Source organism: Deltaproteobacteria bacterium (assembly GCA_016931625.1).
GTDB lineage: Bacteria > Myxococcota > XYA12-FULL-58-9 > XYA12-FULL-58-9 > JAFGEK01 > JAFGEK01.
Window position 1 is genome coordinate 20,442 of sequence record JAFGEK010000200.1, and the last position, 25,273, is coordinate 45,714.

Consider the following 25,273-nt stretch of genomic DNA (forward strand, 5'->3'; position numbering starts at 1 on the left):
GCCAGAGGTAAGCGATTTTTTATCCATACTGCTTGTTAATGCTTAATTACCAAATTAATATAAATTAATAGCAACTATTTTTTAATAATTAAGGAGCATTTCTGATATATCTCTAACCTTTAAAACCAACTACACGATTACGTCCTATGTTTAATTTTAAACTCTCGCAATTGGAGCATTTACCATTTTGAAAATCATGCCATTTGGTCGAGGAGTAACCACAACTTTTACAAGTTGTTTGCTTGGCTTGATAAAGAGCTTTATCAGCCATGTCGATTAATAATATGGCAATTTTTTCTTTAAGGGAATCAATGTATTCCCAATCAGCCTTGGTAACATCAACAACCTCAAATATCTCGTTCAACTTAGTTATTTTTAAATTATTGCTAATATATGATTCATTATCCGTAAGCGATGCTACACCAAAGCTTGCTGTTATAGAGAATGTTTTGTCGCCTTTATTAAAAGTTTGTTTTGCTATTAATTCGCATAATTTTTCAGCAGCAATCTGCGCCGCTTGCATATCAGCCTCTGGTAGCACTATAAGGAATTCTTCACCTCCAAAACGCCCAGCTCGATCATAACTACGCAACACTTTTGCAATTAATTTTCCGATAGAAGCAAGTACTATATCACCGGTCTGATGCCCATAAGTGTCATTGCAATCTTTAAAATTGTCAATATCAAGAAAAATAACAGATATCTTTCTATAAATCCGCAGACATAATTTATCGAGTAAATAAGAAAAAATTGTTTGTTTGTTTGCTAAACCCGTCAGACTGTCGCTTGTTGCTTGTTTTAATATTTTTTTAAACTCCATATGTTTTTTCATGGCCGCATTAACATTAACAATGAACTCCCTTTCATTTAGCGGCTTTTTTAAAAAACCTATTGCTCCTTTAAGACGACGGTCAAGAATGATTTCTCGACTTGATACTGCGGTCATAAAAATAAAAGGCAGGTCAATAAAATCAGGATTGGTACATAATAAATCGTGTATTTGGTCGCCCCGCATTTTGGGCATATTGTAGTCACTTAAAACCAAATCAGGATGAGTATTATAAATAGCTTCTATGCCAGCTTTACCATTATTGGCCAGCACATAATTGTTATAGTCGGCATTACGTAAGTATTCTTGTACTATCTCGAGTATATAGCAATTATCATCAATTACTACGATTACTCCTTTTTTCGGATCAAATTCATTATCTCTATTTAATTGTCCGAAATGATATATCGGTTCATTATCATTAAGTCTTTCTAATAGACTTGTTTCAATAATGTCATGTGCCTGTTTATATTTTAGGTCAGATTGTTCAATTTCTGGTTCATATTGGCTTGTATTATCTATTACTAAACCACTCGGTGGTATTTTATTAAGTTCAATAATAAAGTTAGCACCCTTGCCTAACCCCTCTGACTCTGCTCGTATAGTGCCACCCAGAAATCCCACCAGCTGGCGCGTAAAAACAAGACCGATACCAGTACCCTTATATAATCCACCTTGTGCTGAATCTAATTGCTCAAAACGATTAAATATTGTTTCAAGTTTATCCTTAGGAATACCAATACCATTATCAGCAATTTTTATTGCGAATCTGCTAACATCTTCAGAAAAAGAGATGGTTATTAGACCTTTATTGGGGTCTACATATTTAATGGCATTTGAAAGAACGTTATGTAAAACTTCATCAAGTTTAACGGGGTCAGTATAAAAGTTTGAACTTCCCTCATAGGGGAAGTCAATTTTAATTTCAATCGCTGAAGAAGATACGGCAGAACGAAAAAAATCTGCGGTTTTTATTAAATATTTTTTAATATCAATTTTTTGGATTTTTAATTTGACGCCTTGAGCGTCCATTTTAGCTAATTCTAATAGCCTATCGATTATCTCTTTAAGTTTTAATGATGCGCTTACTATGGCTGAATATCGTTTTTTCACCATCGGTATTGAATATTCAGTCTCATTTTTAAGGCCTAATTCGGCGTTATTCAAAATAACCGTAAGTGGTGAACGAAAATCATGGGTGATATTTGCGAAAAAGTCATTTTTTAGGCTATCAAGCTGCGATAGCTTTTCATTTGATTGTTCAAGAGCCACAGTTTTCTCTTGAATTTCTTGCATATTTTTAATTATTTTTGTCTGCGCTGAGCTTAAATCGTTATTAATACGTCTAAGTGTGCTTAGCATTTTTGCTCCATAAATGGAGCTACATAATTGAGACGATAGTAAGTGAAATACACTTTCGTCTTCACTCTGTGGTTCAATTTCAAAAATTATGTAACCAACTAGTTCAAAATTGATATGCATGATAAACGACAGCAAAGTATGATTTGTTGTCTCATCAGCAAGCATTTTTGAAATTAAAGCTTTGCTTGATAGCTTATACCTTGCATCATTTTGAGATACACCTTGTTGATTTAAATAGATAAAGGTAGGTTTGCTTTCACCTTTTTCAAAGTTTTTTTGGTTATGAAGCACAATAAGACAATTAGTAACGCCGATCTTCCATAACCCGTTTTCAAATATATTTAAAATCTTTTGTAGATCTAAAGATGTAACAATGCCATGTCCGATTTCTTGCCTTATATACGAGTTTCCTTTTTCAATAGTTTGACTTAGCCCTAATGCACCCTCAATATTTTCTTGAATAACAATTTGACTTTGTAGCCAAATATTACAGGTATTATTTATTTGTTTGGTTTGTTCTCCAAGATAAGGGGAAATAATCGCCCTAAATGTTAAAACCTCATCTTGAATCGTATAAATATTTAAAATGTCTGAGATATTAGCATGAATTTTTTTCTCAATATACCTAATAAAACTTTGTCCATCAAAACTTTGCAGCTGCGTCTCGAATGATTCTAAGAGTTCATCACTATTAAGTATATTTATTGATTTATTTAACTCATCAAGTAGTAATTGCCTGTTTGATATAAAATCTAAAGACTTAGTTTTCTGTGGTTGAGCGTTATGTATATATGCGCGTCCCACCTTCTCAGGCACACATCCGCAAGAACGTCTAATGTTGAGACTACCACCAAAGCTATTTGACATTGGTACATCTTCACCACGTAAAAGACGTGCAATAAGTTTTACCCCTTCGTAGCCTTGCTCGAAAAACGGATAATAAACAGAAGTAAGCGATGGGGTTGCATATCTGCCGCGCTCTCCATCTTCCCAACTGGTCAATGCAATGTCTTCGGGGATATTGAAACCTCTCCGCTTGAGTTCCTCTAATAGAAAAAACGCCTCATATGTAAACATTGACATTATTACGTCGGGAATAATTTTCCTTTCATCTAATAGTATTTCGGCAATTCTTATGGCGCGTTTTTTAAATAACCAGTCGTTACATTCTGTAAGAATATTGGCGTGAACTATCAATGAGTCGTCATATATCCCTCGTTGTTGCATAAACTTTACATATTCTTGATAACGGTCGTCTGGATTATGCGGTTCTATAAAAACGATACGACGAAATTGATGCTCATTATATAAATGTTCGAGTAGTTGATTAAAACAACCCTCACTCATACGAATAGATGGAACACCATTTATAACTCTACCTATACTAGCTATTGGGATAAAGAATCTCTCACGTATCATAGTGAGAAACTCTTTTTCACGATTCTGAATATCTCCACTCCAACCAAGAAACATCAATCCATCAGGATTAAACTCTTGCATTAGAGAAACAACGATTTCAAGCTGATCATTTAAACGGTTGGGATAAAGACTATTTTCAATAGAAAAACGCACCAAATTTAAATCAAGCTCATTCGCCGCGCTCCTTGCACCAGAGAGCATACGTGTCTGATAATAATCAAACGCGTTTTCAGAAATGAAAGCGACTGTCTTTCGTTTCATGTTTTTAATAGTTATAAGCTTTCTCCCCACTTTTACTATTGTCCACGAATAGCCCCATGTTTTCAAACTTCGTAAGCAATAAGTTTACTAATTCATAATTATAGAAAAAAAATAACGACTAACCTTGATATTAGAAAGGACTAAAATGTATAAGAGAATATTATGTATCTACTACCATCGCCTACATTTGCATATAGACTCTATTTGTGTTACAATTTATTACAATTAATCCTCTTAAAATAATTTTAACTATTTGACGTGGAGGATTGCCACATGTTTCGTATATCTTGCATTGCTATGGCAGCGATGTTTTTTATCGGATGCCCGTTTGAAGAACAAAACCAAAAAGCAAACGTCATATTATGCAATACCGAATTTGATTGCCCTTCTAAAGCATATAAGTGTGATGATGGTTATTGCAGACTTGGCGGCAATGAATGTGAACAAGATGATAATTGCCAAAGCCCAGTTACTTCATGTCAACTATTAGCGGGCGCATATTGCAAGGCAGGATATTGTGTATACGAGTTACAAACCGCTGGTAGTGCCTGCCAACCAGATAACAAATGTTACACCAGCGGTACTTGCAACGAGCAAGGCGCTTGTGATCCAGATACTAAAAAACTCTGTGATATTACACCAGAGCCAGAATGCACCAATGACAATACCTTAATTGTTAGTAACCCTATCGGTGAATGTATTGATGGTGAATGTGTTTATGCAACTTCAGAAAAAACCTGTGCATCTTGTCCTGGCTGTTTAAGTGGCTGCCTGCTTGATACTAACGATGATGGTACTGTTGAAGAAGTTGCCTCTGGCATCAGCAAACCCGACAATAAATGCCTTATCTGTTCACCTGAGACTAGTAGGTCACGTTGGACCACCCGCCCTTGCTTTGACGAAAATAAATGTACTGATGATACTTGTGATCCAGATATTGGCTGCAAATATACACCAAACGATACTCATTGTAATGATGGTGTCGATTGTACAATCGATAGTTGCGATATTGTAAATGGATGTATGCATAACCCAGATCCAACGCGCTGTTCTGATGACATTTATTGTACCAATGATATTTGTGATATAAAACAAGGGTGTCAATATTTTGCTGACAACAATCGCTGCAATGATAACGAAATTTGTACTATCGATGTCTGCATCGCCGATAGCGGCTGCGAAATAAATTTTGATGGCGACTTATGTCATCATTTGGCCTTTAACGTAACCTTACCGAAAATTTTAGATCTTAATGCTCAATGGCCTACGTTTGAGGTGTATATAGAAGATGCACAAAACAACTTAGTTTTAAATGCTAATCATCAAGTTAGCATTAAATTAATTAAGGGTACGGGCAAACTTGATGGTACAACTGAAGTAAATGCAATTGCTGGCGTAGCTACTTTTAAAGAACTTAAATACGAAACCAAAAAAGAAATAGAAGAGATCGAAATAGAAGCAAGCGCAGCGCCATTTGCCAGTATTACCGCTAAGGTCAGATTTAAAAACAAGTATAATTCAAATATCTTTATTGCCGATTTAAAAAATGAAGCCATCCAGGTTTTCAGCGACAATGATTTTCAAAATCCAGTTCCCATGAATCTACCAACTGGCACACAATTAACTATACCTTACGGTTTTGCCTATGTCCCTTCTATTCCGGCCCCAAAAGCGGCTACTGATGTTTACCTGATTATTAATAAAAACGCGCAGATCTATTTATACTTTGATGGTAAAGTGCAAACAATTATTACCCCACCATATGCAAAAAATCTGCATAGTATTGCAGTACATCCTTCAAATAAACTTGCTTACGTAGAAGCCGAAGGTGTTGGTGTAGTATTAGAAATTAAAGATAAAGACTTAGAGATTACTGAAGTAGAAAATATACATATTGGCTATTACTTTACCCCAGATGGAACTAGGGCTTACAACGTCGTTGAAGGTATTAACCCCAGTCCTGCTACAGTATGGGTTACTAATACAGTTAGACATTTGAACATCGCAATAATTGATTTGCCCAAAGATACTATACCAAAAGGTTGTGCTATTACTGCAGACAGTACACGCATGTACATAACCGACTGGCAAAACAGTAAAATTCTGGTTTTAAATATTGATTCTAATAGCAAAGGGTTCCATACAGATATTCAAACAATAGAACTTAAAAGTAAAAACCCTAGCAGTATTGCCCTAACCCCATTTAATGATTTTGCTTATATCGCTTATGATTCAGGTGGGGTAGATGTTCTTGATACTAATCCGCAAAACAACAGCTATCACCAAATTATAAAAACAATTACCGATGCGGGCAGTTCTGGTGGAGAGCATAGTATTATGTCATCTGATTATGGCAATAAAATGTACGTAACCACTAACAAACCAACAGGCAAAACAAATTTATGGGTTATAGATAGTGACCCAAATTCAAAAGCGTTTAATGAAGTTAAAACTTACGAAATTAAAAATTATGCGCCATTTTTATGCGGGGTTACACCAATTAAAAAGTAGGCAAATTTGTAATACACATGATTAATCAATTAAAATAATCGTAACTACTCACCGCGCACCCGACGTCGGTGCCAGGAAATGCTATAAAAGAAACAAATGATGGTTTCGTAAGAAGTATCCAGAATTCAGGAGTTAGAATTCAGAACTCCTGTTTCTTAAGAGTTGCATTAGCTGTTCGTTAGGAGCTGTAACAACCATCTACAAATCAACTCTGTTATTCCTTTTATAACTGCTTCTACTGGCTTAAATAATTAGCCTATTTTCCCTATTAGAGATTTGCTTTAAACCACCTCTTGACATGAGCGACCTGATAAAGGCATTGGAGGCTCGGCCACATTCTATCATGGAGCCAACTTTCAATGTCCAACACCAATTCATTAACCACCGGTGTCTATGAAGGCAAAGCAAAACGTATTGTGCCACGTTCAGCTAACGAAGTAGCAATAATCTATAAAGATGATGCTACGGCCTTTAATGGTCAAAAGCATTCACAATTTGCAGGCAAAGGTGTTCTTAACAGTCAAATCACTGAACGTTTATTCTTATTTCTTGAAGCCAGCGGCATTCGTACTCATCATCTTGGGCGTCTTGATGAAAATACACTTCTCGCAAAGCCGGCTAAAATATTGCCTATAGAAGTTGTGGTACGTTTTTTGGTTGCAGGTTCACTGCAAAAACGCACGGATTTGCCTGAGAATAGTGTTTGTGAGCCGCCAATAGTTGAGTTTTATTATAAGCGCGATGACCTTGGTGATCCGATAATCAATGAAGATCATATCCGCCTCTTAAACGCCGCTACTGCAGAAGAAGTACAGCTGCTTCGTCGCGAGGCTTTAGCTATTGGTTTAAAATTAAAACAATTATTCGCGCTAGCTGAAATTGATTTAGTTGATATGAAGTTAGAATTTGGTCGCACCAACGATGGCGTGGTGCTTTGTGATGAAATATCTCCTGATACCTGTCGTTTTCGTGACCATAGTACAGGAAATATTTTAGATAAAGACCGTTTTCGCCATGATTTAGGTGATTTACTTGGTGGTTATCGAGAAGTGTTAGCACGGCTTGATAGCGCTCTTTTAAAATCGACTCCGGTAATAGGCGCAAAATCTTAGCAAAATATTGAAATGGCGTCACCCAAGTAGGTTGCCATTTTGTGGGTAAGAATTTTTAGTTCGCCGACGTGAGTACCCATAAATACCATCAGGAGTGGCTTTATCGTGTGTTTTAATTATATCAAAGAGACCAAAGAGTTTTGTGGGGTTGTGGCCGTATGGCGCAATAACGGTCAACCAGCGGCACCATTAGCTCACCGTGGTTTGTTTGCCTTGCAACATCGTGGCGAAGAAGCGGCTGGTATCGCAACCTGTAGCCTCGATGGTGAATTGTTACACCTTAAGGGTCGTGGTTTAGTTGCTGAAAGTTTGCCAACCTATCGGGTTAAAGACCTTATCGGTGACCGCGCTGTTGGTCATGTACGTTACTCAACCGTTAATGCAGATCGTGCTGAAAACATACAGCCCTTTATCGCATCAACACCTTATGGGCGTATTGCGATAGCCCACAATGGTAATCTTAAAAATTCTAATGAATTAACCAACGAACTCGAAGCAGAAGGCGCCTTGTTATCCACCACTATGGATACCGAGCTAATTGTGCACCTACTCGCACGCTCGCATGCCGTTAATTTCGCCGACGCCTTACGTGCTGTCGCCAAACGCGCTTTGGGTGCATACTCACTTACCCTGCTTTGTGACGGGCGCGTCTATGGCTTGCGAGATGCTTTAGGTATTCGTCCATTAGTTTTAGGCTCATTGAAAGATGGCTGGGTAATAGCATCTGAAACTTGTGCTCTTGATGCAATGGATGCCAAGTTTGAAAGAGAAGTTCGTCCCGGTGAGTTAATAGAAATTGGTCCTGAAGGGGTTAAATCTATTGATTTGCTACCAAAAGCAAAACGCTTAGCTCCTTGCGTTTTTGAGTTAGTATATTTCTCGCGTCCTAATTCTACGATTTTTGGTCAAAGTGTATATGCGGCACGCAATCGTATGGGAGTTGAATTAGCTCGCCAAGATGCTAGCGAATCCATGCGCCCAGATGTTGTTATCCCTATTCCTGATTCAGGCAATCCTGCTGCCATTGGCTATGCGCATGAAAGCGGCATACCACTTGAATATGGCATTATACGAAGTCACTATGTCGGCCGCACCTTTATCTTGCCTGATCAAGATACCCGCTCACACCGGTTGCGTCTTAAACTTTCGATAATTCGTGAGATTGTTACTCAAAAACGAGTACTGTTAATTGATGATTCAGTAGTGCGTGGCAATACCTCGCGCATGATTGTTGCAATGGTGCGAGAAGCAGGTGCACGCGAAGTTTGGATGCGTGTTGCCTCCCCTCCAATCGCCTGGCCTTGTTATTTAGGCATAGACACCCCAACCCGCGAAGAGCTGATAATTAACCGTGAAGGTTCAGTTGATGGGGTAGCGCAATTTCTTAAGTGTGACAATCTTCGTTATCTATCAATTGAAGCATTAGCACGCGCAGTTAATTCTAACGAACATTGTTATGCCTGTATGAATGGAGATTATCCAGTATGACGCTATCATATAAAGATGCTGGCGTTGATATAAATGCTGCTGATGATTTTGTTGAGCGCATTGCTCGGCTGGCTAAAACAACTCATAACCAAGCGGTTTTCTCTCATCATAGTAAATATGCCGGCCTTATTAGACTTGATGTAAATGGTATGCAAGAACCACTCTTAGCAGCCACTTGTGATGGTGTCGGCACAAAATTATTGATTGCTAAAATGGCCAATAGCTTTGAAGGCCTTGGTCAAGATTTAGTAGCAATGAGTGTTAATGATTTATTGCCACTTGGGGCACGACCACTATTATTTTTAGATTACATGGCGGTTGGCAAACTTGATGCTTCAACCATGGAAGCTATCGTAGCCTCAATCGCTAACGCTTGTCGTGAGTGCGGCTGCGTTTTACTCGGCGGTGAGACTGCAGAAATGCCAGGCCTTTATGCCCCAGGCGACTTTGATTTAGCTGGTTTTGCCGTTGGTACTGTTGATAAAGCTTGCTTGCCCAAGCCAGAACTGATGCAAGCTGGTGATGTAATATTGGCCTTACCTTCAAGTGGGATCCACTCAAACGGGATCTCACTTGCACGCGCAGCTTTATTTGAACGTGGCCAGTTGGGTATTGATACTAAGCCAGTATCTTTAGGCGGAAAAACTTTAGCCCAAGAATTGCTGACACCAACAGCACTTTATGTTCAACCTGTTCTACGTTTGTTTAACAAATATAATTTTCATGCCGCTGCTCACATTACCGGTGGCGGCTTGCTTTTACGCGGCAAAAAATTAGCGCGTCAGGGTTTACGCTTAAATATCGATCCGCAAACTTATCAAATTCATCCAATTTTCAAACTTATTGGCGATACTGGTAATGTCTCACCAGCTGAACTCGCTTCTACTTTTAATATGGGTTTAGGTTTTGTTGCGATATTTGCTGCAAAAACCGCAAAGCAAGTATTAGCTGAGTTTAGTAATGACGGTTGGCTTGAAGTCGGACGAGTTAATAGCGGCAAAGCAGGTATCGATTTGGGCTTTGCTAGCGCTGATCTTGAGGAGTAATTTATGTCGTTAAAATCGCCCAACCTTCGCTTTGCTATCTTTGCATCAGGTCGCGGTTCAAATGCCTTAGCGTTAATGGATGCTTTTAAAAGTGGCTTTATTCCGGCTGAGCTTGCTTTGATTGTCGCAAATATTGCAGATGCGCCAATCATTCAAAAAGCTCAAGAACGTGGATATAAGGTCGCAGTAATTACGCATAAAGGATTAGCGCGCGAACAACATGAGCAATTAGTGCTGGCTAAATTAACCGAAGCAAACATCGATTATATTTTGCTTGCGGGTTATATGCGTATTTTAAGCCCACATTTTCTTGAACAGTTCAAGGGTACGGTAATCAATATTCATCCATCACTGTTGCCTGATTTCCCCGGTCTTCATGGTGCCGAGCGCCAATGGCAAGCTGGTCGTAAAGTGGCCGGCGCCACAGTTCACCAAGTTGGTAGTGGTGTCGATACCGGACCCATTTTATTGCAAGGCTCTATCGAAGTACGTGGTGATGAAGGCGCAGATGGTTTAGCACAGCGTATTTTGCATGAAGTTGAGCATGTAATTTACCCGCGCGCCGTGCGTTTATTTATCGATCGTTTGATTGAACAAAAAAACTAAAAGAGAGCGAAGTCATGATACAAACACAAGCCCAATCTATTCATCAAAGCCCAATTCGTCGTGCATTATTGTCTGTTTTTAATAAAACCGGATTAGTTGAACTAGCACGTGCTTTAGCAGCACATAACGTTGAATTATTGGCATCTGGAGGCAGTGCGAAAGCATTAGCAGACGCAGGTATTAAAGTGATTCAAGTTGATGCTTTCACGCAAAGTCCAGAAGTTTTGGGGGGCCGCGTAAAAACGCTGCATCCACGTATTCATGCTGGTATTTTAGCGCATCGAGGTGACCCTTCGCACTTAGCTGATTTAGAAAAAAATAGTTACCCCTTAATCGATTTGGTCGTCTGTAACTTATATCCATTTGCTGATGTGTTAAAAAAAGGGGCACCACGTAATGAACTAATAGAAAATATTGATATCGGCGGCCCAACTTTAGTTAGAGCCGCCGCCAAAAATGCCGATGGCGGAATGACTGTCCTGGTTGATCCTAATGATTATAATGAATTTATTAAAGAGTTAAAACAAACCGGTAAAATTTCACTTGGTCTTAGGCAAAAAGCGCAGGCAAAAGCATTTCGCCAAGTTGCTGAATATGACCTTCTGATAGCAAAATGGACAGAAGATGAACTATCACGTCTTGAGTTAGCTGCAAGCTTAAAGACAACTAATTTGCCTGAAATTCTTCCAAGTTTCTGCCAAGTGCGTACACTGCGATATGGCGAAAATCCCCATCAAGCCGCAGCCTTATATGTAACCAATCAAGACCAAGGCGGAATTGCCAAGGGCAGCCTACTTGCTGGTAAAGAGCTATCTTATACTAATTTATTAGACCTTGATGCTGCCTATCGTGATGTTTGGGGCTTAAAAAAACCAGCTTGTTCTATCATTAAACATACCAATCCTTGCGGTTTAGCAATGGCTGATACACAAACTGAAGCCTTCACTCGCGCTCTTTCTGGTGACCCAGTTTCTGCTTTTGGCTCAGTCTTAGGTTTTAATGAGCCACTCACTGGTGAAACCGCGGCAGCTATTCGCGCCACCAAATTGTTTGTTGAATGTATCGCTGCTCCTGATTTTACTACTGAAGCATTAGCAGAGTTTAAAGAACGCGAAAATTTACGTTTGTTTAAAGTACCTGCTGGTAGTCCATTACCAACTTTATCAGCACACCGTATTGGCGGTGGAATGCTTGTGCAGCAAACTGATCCTGGTTTTAATTCTACTGATGACTGGCGCTGTGCTACCAAAAAACAACCAGAAGCTGGATGGATTGAAGAGTTAGCATTTGCTATGCGTGTTGTTTGGGTACTTAAATCTAACGCCATTGCACTAACTAAAAATGCCACTCTATTAGGTTCAGGTACAGGTCAAACAAGCCGCGTTGATGCTACTGAACACGCTCTTAAAAAAGCTGGCGAAAAAACTAATGGTGCTTTTTTAGCTTCAGACGCCTTCTTTCCGTTTGATGATAGTGTGCGCATGGCGGCCAAAGCTGGCATCATTGCTATTGTACAACCTGGTGGTTCAAAACGTGATGAAGAAGTAATACGAGCTTGTGACGAACTTGGTTTGTGTATGATGTTTACTGGCAAACGGCATTTTAGGCATTAGACACTCTTTTTTAAATAAGCTCACTTTTAAATTCCCAGTTCTTTATTCTCTGTTCTTTAAATCTTCATTTTTTTGAACTGGGTATTTAAAGAACCGAGAATAGGGAACGAAAAATGCGAGGCGATGATATAGATGATTGTCTGCTACTTTTTGCCATAGATGTTTTAAAAAAAATGGCTAGTTATTATGCCAAATACCATTAATCGCTGGCTCTTATTACGTGGCTTGATTCGTGAAGCATTCCATTGGGGTGACTTACCTAACGAGCTACAAAAACAATATGGCGCCGAACAGGTGTTATGCCTTGATCTTCCAGGGGTTGGTGCCTGCAATAATATTTCATCACCTTTTTCAGTAGATAATATCGTAGCCAACTTGCGCCAACGTTTTTTAAAATCTGATGGCAGTAAAAAAAAACACTGGGGAGTTATTGGTCAATCTTTAGGTGGAATGATAGCTATTGCATGGTGTCATAATTATCCCAATGATTTTAATGCAGCAGTCACCATAAATACCAGTGCCTCCAATTTAGCTCCGATTTTTCAGCGTTTTTCATTTAAAACTCTTCCATCTGTATGTAGAGCACTTATTTCTCATGACCCTTATTTTCGCGAAAAAATCATTCTTGATATAGCTTCAAATCAACCAGCTTTACGAAAAAAATTATTACCCATTTGGGCAGCACATGCTACAGCTTCACCAACAAAGCGACAAACTTTTTTTGCCCAACTTTGGGCTGCAGCATTTTATAAAATTCCATTACGGCTTGTAACACCTCTATTGGTACTAACTTCTCAAGCAGATCGTTTAGTTGATGTACGTTGCTCACGCAGGCTAGCAGCTCATTTTAATGCTTCAATACTAGAACATAATTTTGCTGGGCATGATTTATCCGTAGATGACCCTCAATGGATAATAGAGCAAATCATGCTTTATTTTAGCGCCACTCAACTTGCAGCCACTCATTAATGCCAGTCGGACCACGAGCTATAGCTTTTCGCAAAGCTACAAGGGCCCCTCTTGCGCTATCTGGTAAGGTACTGACTGGTTCAGGTAAATCAAGGCTACCGCACCATAATTTCCATACAGTTTCTAACATTATCTGCTGCGGCTCAGAAAAGTCTTGTTTTTTGCCAGCCAAGTAGGCTCTAGCTAACTCACTTGGCCCTGAATCAGTCCATGCACTGCTTACATCTACTTCAGCTAGCAAAGTTTTACATACTGCAACTAACTGTGCTACATCATTAAAAGCCCAGTTAAATCGCATTGCTAGACGCTCATCACGATTGCGCAAACTAATTAAAAATGAATATACTGACTGCAAGCAATTTTTTGCCACAGCATCAAAATCAATATAATCAATTAAAGCTAACCCTAAGTTTTCAAATGATTTTTTTTGCTCTATTTTAGTAACAACCGCATATCCTTCTAATTCAAATTCTTTGCCATTTATTTCAATAGCTTTTAACTCGATTTCTGTACCGACTTGCCATTCTATTGGTGCTTCAATCAACATATGGCTGAGGCTAAGTTCATTGCAATGTACACGAAAATTTTGCTGTTCATAAGCTACAATAATCCAGCCATCGAGGCTTATATGTAAAAGTTTATTGCGATCGGCTGCACCTTGTACAAACTTATTGCTCTCACGCATAAAAAAATCCTCTAACCCACCTGAATAAGTTGAATACCTAAGCAGCTAGTAGCATAACCGTATAGCACTTTATAAATACGACTCTAGAAAAAAATTGCGAATCAAATAACACGATACGGTATTTTGGCGCTTGACGTTAAGGGCTAGCGGCGCTAGCTGACGCCTCCATGACATTGAATACTACAGAGTTATCCCCTACTTATGATCCAACTGAGGCTGAAGACTATTGGTACCCTATTTGGGAAAAAGCTGGATACTTCAAGCCAAATCTTGAGTCTAATGGCGAGCCGTATACTATTGTAATACCCCCACCAAATGTCACTGGCTCTCTGCATATGGGGCATGCCTTAAGTTATACCTTAGAAGATATGTTGACGCGATGGCGACGTATGCAGGGGCGACAAACTCTGTGGCTCCCTGGCACCGACCATGCAGGTATTGCCACGCAAATGGTGGTTGAGCGCGATTTAAAAGAAAAAAAAGGCAAAAGCCGCCACGATATTGGTAGGCATAAATTCATCGATTTAGTGTGGGACTGGAAACAAGCTTACGGCAATCGTATTACTAAGCAACTGCGAGTGCTTGGATGCTCACTTGATTGGAGCCGTGAGCATTTCACTATGGACGAACAGCTTTCGCGTGCGGTGCGTGAAGTGTTTGTGCGTTTGTATGAAGAAGGACTCCTATATCGAGCTGAACGACTAGTTAATTGGTGCCCGCGTTGTCATACTGCTTTATCAGATCTTGAAGTAGAGCATGATGATGAATATCAAGGTGAATTGTGGTCATTCGCCTACCCTCTATTTGAAGATGAAGGTGAAATAGTTGTTGCTACTACTAGGCCTGAAACGATGCTCGGCGACACCGCAGTCGCTGTACACCCTGATGATGAACGTTATAAGTCATTAATTGGCAAACATCTTCGCCATCCATTGCTTGGATATAAAATTCCTATAATTGCCGATGCTGAACTTGTTGATCCTGAATTTGGCACTGGTGCGGTTAAAGTTACTCCGGCTCACGATTTTAACGACTTTGCCACTGGCAAACGTCACAATCTCGATCTGTTTAATATTTTTGATGCTAATGCGCATATCCTAGCAGAGCCCGATGCTTCCGCTAACATTAAGCACCAAATTAATTATCAAGCTTGGGCTAAATTTGCTAATAAAGACCGTTTTGCAGTACGAACCCAAGTTAAAGAAGCTCTGCAAAAACTTGGGTTAGAGAGAGGCACCAAAGCCCATGTGATGCCATTGGGGCATTGTCAACGTTGCGAAACTATTGTTGAACCAACCCTATCAGTACAATGGTGGGTGCGTACCGAACCATTAGCGAAGCCTGCAATAGAAGCGGTGCAAAGTGGTGCCACCCGTATTATTCCAGAAAACTGGGCAAAAACTTACTATCATTGGATGGAAAATATCCAAGACTGGTGTGTTTCACGCCAGCTTTGGTGGGGACATCGTATTCCTGCGTGGTATTGCCTTGATTGCGATAACACTCGCTTTGACAGCGATGAACCACGTTTCGGGGCAAAAGCAAATCCAATTGTAGCTCGTGAACAGCCAAATACTTGTCCACGTTGTGGCAGTGCTCGCTTAGTACAAGACCCTGATGTGCTTGATACTTGGTTTTCCAGTGCGTTATGGCCATTTTCAACCCTAGGTTGGCCTAATAACACTAAAGACCTTGAAACCTTCTATCCAAATTCAGTGATGGAAACAGGTTTTGACATCCTGTTTTTCTGGGTAGCACGCATGATGATGATGGGTTGCAAATTTATGGGGCGCCCACCATTTCCAATGATTTATTTACACGCCATGGTTCGCGATAAAAATGGCGACAAAATGTCAAAAACCCGCGGTAATGTTATTGACCCCTTACATTTAATTAATGGCTGCAATGGTGAAGAGGTTTCTAAACAATTTAAAAAAGAATATCCTGATGGATTTCCGGCATTTGGCGCCGATGCATTACGTTTTACTTTAGCTGCTTTAAGCCAAAGCGGTCGCGATATCAAGTTGTCTATTGAACGCATTGATGGCTACCGCGCCTTTGCCAATAAAATTTGGAATGCCGCACGCTTTGCTCTAATGCGCATTGATAAAACACCAAAAGAACTGAGCGAAATCAAAGACGAATTAATGCCTGCTGACCGCTTTATTTTATCTCGTCTTACCTCAACCGCTAAAACTGTAGATGAAGCTTTGGAAAATTATCGTTTCAGCGATGCTGCAGCCGCTATTTATAGCTTTTTCTGGAGTGAATTCTGCGATTGGTACATAGAATTAATAAAAGCGCGATTGATTGGCGATAATCAAGCTGAGAAAGACACCGCTCAAGCAACTTTAGTCTTTATACTAGATAATTCGTTACGATTGCTACATCCAATAATGCCGTTTATTACCGAATCTATTTGGCAGAAGTTACCGCTAGCTAAGCGTACTACTGAATCAATAATGATAGCACCCTATCCTAATTATAATGACCTCTCGGCATATGCAAACCAAGCCATCGAAGTTGAGTATCAGCTAGTTAAAAATGCCATTGTAGGGGTACGTACTATTCGTTCAGAAAGCAATATTTCCCCAGCAAAACAACTTGATGCCATTTTTGCGGTCGCAACTACAGATAATAAGGTCGCTTTAGAACATCACCAAAAAGAAATTACGACTTTAGCAAAAATATCTCAGCTAAGTATCGTTATTGGTGAGCCTGAGCGCCCTGATCAAGCGGCGGTTAAAGTATATGAAGATTTACAAGTTATTGTACCGCTTAAAGGCGTTGTTGATTTTGCTGATGAAGCCAAACGCTTACAACGCTCAATAGATAAAACAACCGCAGAACGTGACCGTATTGCCAAAAAACTTGATAATGAAGGTTTTTTAAAGAATGCCCCGGCTGAAGTAGTTAAAAAAGACCGCGCTCGTGTAAGTGAACTCGATGAAATGATTGCAAAACTAGAAGAGAGTTTGCGACGGATTAAGCCGTGATAAGTCAAGGTTAGTTTGGTTATTTAAAAGCACCGGGCAATTTTTTTAAAGGTGCGACAGCCTCTTGACTAAAATGATTGCGAGTTTGCAAATTCATCCTGATATCTTCACCCATCATAAAATTATTTGATGACTCTATAGATACTACATAAAGACGAGTTACCCAACTATATAAAAATGCTGCATTATATTTGGTTTTAATAGTAACATCTGAAGACGCAATGTGATCACCTGAGTAAACATTAAAAATCAGAGGACAACCATTAGGAAAAGCTTTCTCTATTAAATAATTACAGGCATCGGCAATTTTCTTTCGGGTCTCTGATGATGAGATTTTATTAATTTCTGATGATAATTTTGCCTCTATGGTTTTATCCGATAAAGCCAAATACCTACTTTTAAAATTCCATTTAAATAATTTTGGCGAAAAATATTTATTTGCTAGCTCTTGGGCACCGGCTTTTATTAAACTCACTCTGAAAGCTTCTAATAATTCGCGAACTTCATTTACTTTTTGTTTTCTGCCATTAATTATTTCTTTACCATTGCCAATTTTTGGCCCATCTACGCTATTTGCATTAGTTACTTTTTCTATTGTCTTTTGTAATAGGTATAAGAAACTCGACATAACTTATCTCCATATTTATAAAATACTATTTGTTTACATAAAGAATGCTGCCTGCTGCTTTATTATAAATATCGGGGGAAAAAATTAAAAGTTGCGTCAAATTTGAAAATAGGGCGTACGACCAATTTGATATAAAAAATAGGTTCTGGAGCATCACCGGCTGCTATGCTTTGTTTTAATTTTTTAGTTAAAAAGCAATAAAGCAATTAATGATAATAAAATTATTATTCAGGCATTTTAAAATTACAAATTATGGTATTTAGCTCATACTCTAATGCTTGTGCATCTAAACCTATTTTCGCCGCTATCCATTCTGCTGCTTCGGCTGATTCCCTAAATATTCTCATTGGGGTATTAGCATCGTTTTTAATAATAGCAATCAATGCAAAAAATGAACTAATTATAGCTCCTATCATACCAGAAGCTAAAATTATATGTGCAACTGCAATAATTTTTCCCTGATATTTTAATATGAGTTTTTGTATTTTTGCTTTCGTTTCAGCAGTTATTGCATGTTGGCCTCGTCCCATAGTTATATTAATATTACCAATACCTTTGGGGTAATCCCTTGTTACCTCATTAAGAAATTGATCAACTTTATCAATATGTTCAACTGTCGGTGTACGCTCCCAAACCGATACAACACAATTTTCGATTTGAAAAACAGCTACGTCATCTAATCGCATTAAAGTTTTGGTCGAATACATTATTGCTTATTTAACATATTAAACGAATATTTAAAAAAACAAAAAAGGTGTAATTTAAAGATTTATCTTCGTTTTATATCTGCCAATATCTCATCAATTTCATTAAGATCAATTGTTCCAGTCGAAGTACGCACAGCATTTGTTAATATTGATTTGGCGGCATTAGAATTATTTCTTGAAGTGATTTTTTCATTAATTATTTCGCCTGAAAGACTTGGTGCTGGCACTATTAATTTGGGCTTTATGTGAGATAAGTCCACAAATTCATTTTCATTTATAAAAACAATATTATCGCCACGATATCCTGTGTTTGCTGCTGTTGCTGGTGGCATTAATGACGTATGGTTTTCTAATTGTACGGTCATAGGCTCTGCTATTGTTTGTCCGGGTTCCTCCTCTAGTGTTTCTGTTTCATTACTAGAGATTGAAGATATCTCATTGTCATCTTCTGCCGCAGTTTCCTCATGATGGTGTAAAAAAGCTAATGGGTCATCTATATCAAGAGTTGTCCCTTTTTCTTTAGCCACTCGAGCAGCTATAGCATCTGGGTCAACAGATAATGTTGCAGGAGCTAAATTTTCGGTGCGTGACACATAGATTACAGCTTCTTCATTAGTTGTTGCTGGTGGCGTCGGATTATCAATTGCACCAGTAATGCCAAGCACGGATTGCGATGAAGAATCATCAGCATTTAAAGTTAACTGCAGGTTTTCTGCTGAGCTATCTACAATTTCAACTGAAGCTACAGCAAGTTTTTGAAAAAAAAGCTCCAGTAAGACGTTATCACAAAGCGTATTGATTAAACGTGGTATACCTTTTGTGTGTTTATGAATAGCTGTTACCGCATCTTTGGGTAAAAGTTCATCTTTAGCACCGGCTAGTTTTAAACGATGCTGAACATATGCAACTGTTTCTTCTACACTGAGTGGACGCAGATGGTATCGCAGAGCAACGCGTTGCGCCAAAGGTGGATCAAGTCGCAAATTACGTTCAACTTCAGGCAAACCAAAAAATACAAATGAAATGAGTTTTTGCTCAGTTACCTCAAGATTAAGTAGCCCGCGAAACTCTTCCATCAGTTCGCGAGTAGCCAACATTTGCGCCTCATCAATAATAACTATGGCGTGTTTTCCGTTATTATGAATTTCAACTAAACGTAAATATAATTGTGAAAGAATAGTCAGTTTATCATCTGGAGGTTCAATTACCCCAAGCTGCTTAGCAATATGTTTCAACAACCAAGTAGCCGTAACCCCTGCATGTACAATAACTAACATTGCTGCTTCAAATTGGCTACTTGGCAGAGCATCAAGTAATCGACGAGCTAAAGTGGTTTTACCGTGACCGATATCTCCAATAAGAATAGCCAAACCTTTCATGGTTTGGGTAGCAAACATCAGTCTTTTAAGTGCATCGGTATGCTGTTTACTTGCGTAATAAAAACGAGATACGGGGGCATGTGAAAAAGGTTCAGCAGTAAGCCCAAAATATTCGAGATAATCCATTTTGACCGTAATTATAAATATCCCGAGCGTTTTTTTGCTAATAACGCGTCGATTTTTGTAAATAATGTTGCTAGTTGGAAAGGTTTGGTTTCATATTCATCAGCACCTAACTCTAAACCGGCAATACGATCAGATTGACTATCTCTAGCAGTGGCAAAGATCACTACAGCCTTTTTAGTTATGCCATCTTTCTGGAGTTGCACAAAAACATCACGACCATCTAAGCCAGGCAGTGCAATATCTAAAAGAATTACATCTGGCATTTCACGCTTACCTAGCTCGATGGCACTAAAGCCATCTTTTGCATGAAAGGTAATAAAACCTCGATGCTTTGCATATGTTACCAGCGCTTCAGAGATATCAGCATCATCTTCAACTACAAGAAACTTTAGAGGCTCTGTAGTATCCACCTTGGAGATAGTCATTTGGCTAGTCCCCTGCTTGCATGGTTAGGTATATATAGCAAGCTTAAACTTCATTGTTTAGTGTAGGTCGGGGAGGTGGTTGGAGTCCACTTATTTTACTCTTTCTTATCATATCAGGGAGTGCCCCTAAGTACTTGTGATTCATAAAGTAAAACTGTTGCTGTTTTGCTTCAATTCAGAGAAACTGCGGTAGAATTAAACATATTTAAAAAGTCGAGTTTATCTAACGATGCAACATAGTTTTCGTATTGCAACAATAGATGACCATTGTGATATCGTTACCATGCTAAACGAATTAGTAATTGAGCTTAAGGTAACCGAACAATTCCCTCACCTTGCAAAACGTATCAATGAAGATATAAAACTAGCTCTGCAATCAGCGAATGTTTGCATCTTTTTACTGATTATAGATAATAAACCTGTAGGTTTAGCCCGAGTTGATATTCTTTCAAATGACCCAATTTTTCGCCTACGTGAAGATTCTCGCTGTGGCTATGTTGATCAAATGTATGTACGACCAAATTTTCGTAATTGTGGCTATGGACATCTCTTACTTAAAAAATGCGAAGCCTGGATTAACGAAAAAGGAATTAGTCATATTTTACTTCATGCTGCACCACTGGCTTTAAAATTCTATGAAAGAGAAGGTTATTCAAATAACCGAGAGTTATTAAAAAAAATCAAATAGTGAATACATATTTATATTAGACACTCTTTTCGAATAAGCTCACCTAAAATTCCTAATTCTTAAGTTTTCTGTTCTTTAAATCTTCATTTTTATGTTTTGAACTGGGTATTTAAAAAACTAGGAATAAGGAACTTAAGAATGAAAGGCCATTATATAGCTGATAGACTGCTACTTTTATCTTTTCTTATTTGTGATCATATCTATTTTTAATAGTTGCCTTTTTGCATGAGATTTTCGATGTTATTACGTGAAAATACTTGATAAATAGTACGTCTGGGTGGGTATAAATTATTGCTAAGATCTATGCTGTCTAAAGAAGTAAGCAAAGATTTGACTTCATCAGAATTTAATTTTCGGGCATCTGCAGCAAGCGCGACATGGTTAGCACAGCAGCTAAAAATACGAATAGCAGCATCCTGAGTCTGCAAAGATATTTTATTTTCAATGATGGAACAAACTTCACGAATTAAATCTATTGCTAAACATTGTACATCAGCAGTAGCAATTGCTGTTGGAACAGTTTTAACGGCAAAATGTGAAGGTCCGACTGGTTCAATTTCGAATCCAAAAGTTTGCAATTGTGACCAATTTTTTTCGAGAATAATGGATTGTTGCTGTGAAATCTCTACCGGTTCTGGAAATAAAAGCGGCTGTTGTTCAATGCTTTTTCTTTCGAAGTTTGCTTGCAAACGCCTATAAGCAATATATTCATATGCAGCATGTTGATCTATTAAGACAATCTCATCGTTTCCAGCACATATTAAATAGGTACCAAGCGCTAGACCTAAAACTTCTAATTGGGTAAAATAACCATCCGTGTTACTGCTGATAGGTGCAGTTAATGATTCGTTATTTGCTACAATGCCAGCAGGTTCTAAGGTATTGTTTTTAACTGGGTGCACATTAGTATTCTGACTACTCGTATAAAAAAACGATTTTGGCTTAATTTCATTAGTTTCACGAGCTTGTAAATATGGTGCTTGCATGTATGATTTGTATATTTGATAGGCATCATTATTTTGGTTTGAGTCATTAGTTGTATTTTGTAACCATGGCTTTTCTTTTAGCGTAATAGCAATAGTGCGCAATACCGCCTTATAGATTAAAGCAGCATCACTAAAACGCACCTCGAGCTTTTGTGGATGCACATTTACATCGACAATCGCTGGTGGAATATCAATGTACATTATAAGAAATGGATAATGCCCATACTGTAAATTTCCTCGATAGCTTTCAAGGACCGCTCTCTGCAGCATACGGTCACGCACATAGCGACCATTAATAAAAAACCATAATCCTTTTGTATCAGCACGATGTACATCTGGATGCGCCATTACTCCACTAATGTTAATACCACCAAATACATTAGAAAACTCATATAGAGTATCAACCTTTGGCCCTAAAGCAATCCGTGCACGCGTTGAGATTTCATTTGTTGCTGGAAGGTCAATTAAACGGCGGTCACCAACATTAACTATTAAACTGGCAGTGCGTGAACCTAAAACCGCACGTAAGGCAGCTTCACAAACGTGGGCTTGTTCTGTTGCAGCAGAACGCATAAATTTTTTTCGCGCTGGAGTATTAAAAAATAAATCAGCAATATCTACTGTGGTCCCAATCGGAACCCCAACCTCTTTTATGCAAGCTGGTGCTCCTCCATTAATATTAATACATGTCCCAACAGCATCTTCTCTGCGACGTGAACAAAGAGTAAAATGCGATACTGCGGCTATAGATGACAAAGCCTCACCACGAAATCCAAGCGTGGTAATTTTATTAAGATCCTCTACTACTCTTAATTTGCTTGTTGCATGACGAATTGGCGCTTTTACCGCATTTTCAGCAGACATACCATAACCATCATCGCTAACAATAATTCTACTTAATCCGCCATTTTCTAAATGAACTTCAATTGTTTCTGCTTGCGCATCAAGAGCATTTTCAACTAACTCTTTAACCACTGAAGCTGGCCGCTCAATCACCTCACCCGCAGCGATGCAGTTTATTACCTCATTGTCAAGTTGACGAATAATTACAGAATCAGTCTCGGTAAAATCTGATGTTTTTTTCACGCACAGACTTTATTTCGGCCACTGGCCTTAGCAGAATAAAGTTTAGCATCGGCATCGGCAATAAACTGACTGACATTAATATCTTGTTCACCACGACTAAAAGTACGCAATCCAAGACTTATCGTTACAGGAATAATCTGGTCATTATAATCAAAACGATGTTGCTCAATACCCTGACGCAGTTTTTCACTAACCGATATAGCTGCTTGTAGATCGACTTCCGGCAAAATCAATGCAAATTCTTCACCGCCATAGCGAGCAAAAATATCATCTCGACGTATATTCTGGTGAACCACCCCTGCTAACTCGCGCAGCACAAAATCACCACCTAGATGACCAAAATTATCATTAATTTTTTTAAATAGGTCTAAATCAAACATTGCTAGCGAGAGCACGCGATCATAGCGAACTGCTCGATTCAGCTCGCGAGACAATGCTTCTAGAAAAAATCTTTTATTATATGCCCCTGTTAATCCATCAATAGTGGTTAAACTATAGATTTCTTCATGATATTTATTTTCAATGTTCGAACCAGATAAGTATTTAAAAATCGTCTGACCAATTCTTACCAAGTCACCGTCACGAAGCTCAACTTCATTGGTGCGCTTATCATTTACAAAAGTTCCGTTAGTAGAACCCAAGTCAAATAATCGTGAACTACCGAATTCTGTTATTATTTTTGCATGTTGCCGTGATACACTATCTTGATCGATTTGAATGTTAGCTGTATCAGAACGTCCCAATATCTGCTCTAGGGTATCAAGAGAATGACGTTTGCCGAGTTCTTTGCCATACATTACAACTAAACAAGGTACCCCTACTGCAACTTCTTTAGTATCACCAGCAGACCGCATAACTACGGTTACCACTGTTTCAGTATCTTTGGGCTTTTCCACCGACAACGCCTCCGGCTATATATTATGTTAGCCGATCGGCTAGCGATTCGCGCGCGATCACTGATGCAATGTCTTCAGAATATCCAGCACGCCCAATTAATCCCATAGTCATGCGTTTACCAGCTTCAACTCCTGGTTGATCAAATGGATTGACACCTATAAGCAGTCCTGCACAAGCACTGGCAGCTTCAAGCAAAAGCAAAAAACCACCAAAAGACTGCTCATCTACCATCGGAATAGAAATATCTAAAACAGGTACCCCTGCATCTAGTAATGCAGCACGTGTACCTCGACGCTCTGCAGAAAATAATTCCCCAAGATCGCGCCCACATAAATAGTTTAGCTCGTCACGTTCAGCGAGTTCATCCGGGATTACTAATTCATGTCTGAATTTCTCAACAGCCACCATACAGATTGCCTTATCGGTTGGACCCTCGATAAACAACTGTAGCTGAGCATGTTGATCAATAGCACCTAAAGCTGGGATAGGCGTCTGACCAGAATGTACTTCTTTGCCATAACGATCAAAACGTTTTCCTAATGATTCTGCCCATAATTGGACGAACCAAGCAGTAGCCACGCGTAGTGAATCAGCATACGGCATCATAACTAATGAATTTCGCCCGAGCTCTTTTTGGGCCAACATTGCGCCAGCGGCAAATAGACAGGCTGGATTTTCTTCTACATTAATTGAACCAACACGTTCAGCCATATCAGCAGCACCAGCTAATACTTCAATAATATCTATACCAAGAAATGCTGCAGGTAGTAGCCCAACAGGAGTAAGAACGCTATAGCGTCCACCGACTTCAGGAGGAATATCAAAAGCACGTATTCCTTCACTGCGAGCTAAATCACGCAATGTACCTTTATTGGGGTCAGTAACATAGGTCATACGTGATCGTGCTTCTCCTTGCCCAAGACTTGCTCTAAACCACCGTCGCACAACTAATAGCTGAGCTAATGTTTCAACTGTATCACCACTTTTTGTAATTACAGCAGCAGCGGTACGCTCAGGTTCAAGTGATTCGAGCATCATGACTACAGAATCAGGATCGATATTATCCAAAAAATGTACTCGCACTTCGCGTTCGCTTGTGTGACCGAGTGCGGCACAAAGTGCCTGCCCTCCTAAACTAGAACCACCAATGCCTAATACCAAAAGATCATCTGCAATGGCGCGAAGACGTCTAACTTCTTCAAGAACACCCTGGACTAAATCACGACGCAATGGTGCGTCATAGAATCCAATATCTCGGCTACGGCGTGCATTAAGCTCGCGTTGGGCTGCTATTAAGTCTGGAATAAGTGCAGAAAAACGCTGACGATCAAGACCGCGTTCAAGCATAGGAGAAAAAATGCCATCGATTTCGACGGTAATCATAATATAAGTGCACCCGTGCACAGAATAAAAATAACTACTGTAAACCTAACCTGTAGCTAGGTTGTAGTCCA

The 25,273-nt window shown here is 39.1% G+C and carries 18 protein-coding genes; 9 read left to right on the forward strand and 9 right to left on the reverse strand.

The annotated features are described in order from the left end of the window. Positions 1-112 precede the first annotated feature (112 nt). Positions 113-3,871, reverse strand: coding sequence for a diguanylate cyclase (locus JW841_16640; protein ID MBN1962561.1), 3,759 nt, complete (start codon positions 3,869-3,871; stop codon positions 113-115). Positions 3,872-4,144: 273 nt separating this feature from the next. Here JW841_16640 and JW841_16645 point away from each other — a divergent pair, with 273 nt between their 5' ends. The 7 genes from JW841_16645 (at position 4,145) to JW841_16675 (ending at position 13,216) form a co-directional block, all read left to right on the forward strand. Further along, complete coding sequence (locus tag JW841_16645; GenBank protein MBN1962562.1) at positions 4,145-6,382, forward strand: YncE family protein; 2,238 nt, start codon at positions 4,145-4,147, stop codon at positions 6,380-6,382. Positions 6,383-6,741: 359 nt separating this feature from the next. Further along, the gene (locus JW841_16650; protein MBN1962563.1) at positions 6,742-7,494 is read left to right on the forward strand and encodes a phosphoribosylaminoimidazolesuccinocarboxamide synthase; all 753 of its coding nucleotides are present in this window, start codon (positions 6,742-6,744) and stop codon (positions 7,492-7,494) included. A gap of 105 nt (positions 7,495-7,599) precedes the next feature. After that, positions 7,600-8,982: an amidophosphoribosyltransferase gene (gene purF / locus JW841_16655; GenBank protein MBN1962564.1), complete on the forward strand. Its 1,383-nt coding sequence runs from the start codon at positions 7,600-7,602 to the stop codon at positions 8,980-8,982. Further along, positions 8,979-10,028: a phosphoribosylformylglycinamidine cyclo-ligase gene (locus JW841_16660; GenBank protein MBN1962565.1), complete on the forward strand. Its 1,050-nt coding sequence runs from the start codon at positions 8,979-8,981 to the stop codon at positions 10,026-10,028. The genes purF and JW841_16660 overlap by 4 nt, the downstream gene beginning before the upstream one ends. A 3-nt stretch (positions 10,029-10,031) precedes the next feature. Next, positions 10,032-10,634, forward strand: a complete 603-nt coding sequence (purN, locus tag JW841_16665; protein MBN1962566.1) for a phosphoribosylglycinamide formyltransferase — start codon at positions 10,032-10,034, stop codon at positions 10,632-10,634. Between the two features lie 14 nt (positions 10,635-10,648). After that, positions 10,649-12,247: a bifunctional phosphoribosylaminoimidazolecarboxamide formyltransferase/IMP cyclohydrolase gene (purH, locus tag JW841_16670; protein ID MBN1962567.1), complete on the forward strand. Its 1,599-nt coding sequence runs from the start codon at positions 10,649-10,651 to the stop codon at positions 12,245-12,247. A 186-nt stretch (positions 12,248-12,433) separates the two neighbouring features. Beyond that, entirely contained in the window at positions 12,434-13,216 is a 783-nt protein-coding gene (locus tag JW841_16675) for an alpha/beta hydrolase (GenBank protein ID MBN1962568.1), read from the forward strand. Here JW841_16675 and JW841_16680 read toward each other — a convergent pair. After that, on the reverse strand, positions 13,185-13,901 hold the full coding sequence (locus JW841_16680; protein ID MBN1962569.1) for a hypothetical protein: 717 nt from the start codon (positions 13,899-13,901) through the stop codon (positions 13,185-13,187). The genes JW841_16675 and JW841_16680 overlap by 32 nt on opposite strands. Positions 13,902-14,074: 173 nt before the next feature. On the opposite strand from JW841_16680, the gene JW841_16685 reads away from it, so the two are divergent. Next, positions 14,075-16,897 (forward strand): valine--tRNA ligase, encoded by a 2,823-nt coding sequence (locus JW841_16685; protein ID MBN1962570.1) that lies wholly within the window; start codon positions 14,075-14,077, stop codon positions 16,895-16,897. Between the two features lie 19 nt (positions 16,898-16,916). On the opposite strand, the gene JW841_16690 is transcribed toward JW841_16685, so the two are convergent. The 4 genes from JW841_16690 to JW841_16705 all read right to left on the reverse strand — a co-directional run bounded on the left by JW841_16690 (position 16,917) and on the right by JW841_16705 (position 20,162). Next, positions 16,917-17,525 carry a hypothetical protein gene (locus tag JW841_16690; protein MBN1962571.1) on the reverse strand — a complete coding sequence of 203 codons (609 nt, stop codon included), beginning with the start codon at positions 17,523-17,525 and terminating at the stop codon, positions 16,917-16,919. Positions 17,526-17,749: 224 nt separating this feature from the next. Beyond that, positions 17,750-18,232, reverse strand: coding sequence for a hypothetical protein (locus tag JW841_16695; GenBank protein MBN1962572.1), 483 nt, complete (start codon positions 18,230-18,232; stop codon positions 17,750-17,752). 62 nt (positions 18,233-18,294) lie between these two features. Continuing rightward, entirely contained in the window at positions 18,295-19,737 is a 1,443-nt protein-coding gene (locus tag JW841_16700; GenBank protein ID MBN1962573.1) for an AAA family ATPase, read from the reverse strand. A gap of 11 nt (positions 19,738-19,748) precedes the next feature. Beyond that, entirely contained in the window at positions 19,749-20,162 is a 414-nt protein-coding gene (locus JW841_16705) for a response regulator (protein MBN1962574.1), read from the reverse strand. Between the two features lie 229 nt (positions 20,163-20,391). Here JW841_16705 and JW841_16710 point away from each other — a divergent pair, with 229 nt between their 5' ends. Beyond that, positions 20,392-20,850, forward strand: a complete 459-nt coding sequence (locus JW841_16710; protein ID MBN1962575.1) for a GNAT family N-acetyltransferase — start codon at positions 20,392-20,394, stop codon at positions 20,848-20,850. Between the two features lie 206 nt (positions 20,851-21,056). On the opposite strand, the gene mutL is transcribed toward JW841_16710, so the two are convergent. The 3 genes from mutL to JW841_16725 all read right to left on the reverse strand — a co-directional run bounded on the left by mutL (position 21,057) and on the right by JW841_16725 (position 25,202). Further along, positions 21,057-22,922 (reverse strand): DNA mismatch repair endonuclease MutL, encoded by a 1,866-nt coding sequence (gene mutL, locus JW841_16715; protein MBN1962576.1) that lies wholly within the window; start codon positions 22,920-22,922, stop codon positions 21,057-21,059. Next, on the reverse strand, positions 22,919-23,776 hold the full coding sequence (locus tag JW841_16720; protein MBN1962577.1) for a diguanylate cyclase: 858 nt from the start codon (positions 23,774-23,776) through the stop codon (positions 22,919-22,921). The genes mutL and JW841_16720 overlap by 4 nt, the downstream gene beginning before the upstream one ends. A 64-nt stretch (positions 23,777-23,840) precedes the next feature. Next, positions 23,841-25,202, reverse strand: coding sequence for a glucose-6-phosphate isomerase (locus JW841_16725; protein MBN1962578.1), 1,362 nt, complete (start codon positions 25,200-25,202; stop codon positions 23,841-23,843). Positions 25,203-25,273 lie beyond the last annotated feature (71 nt).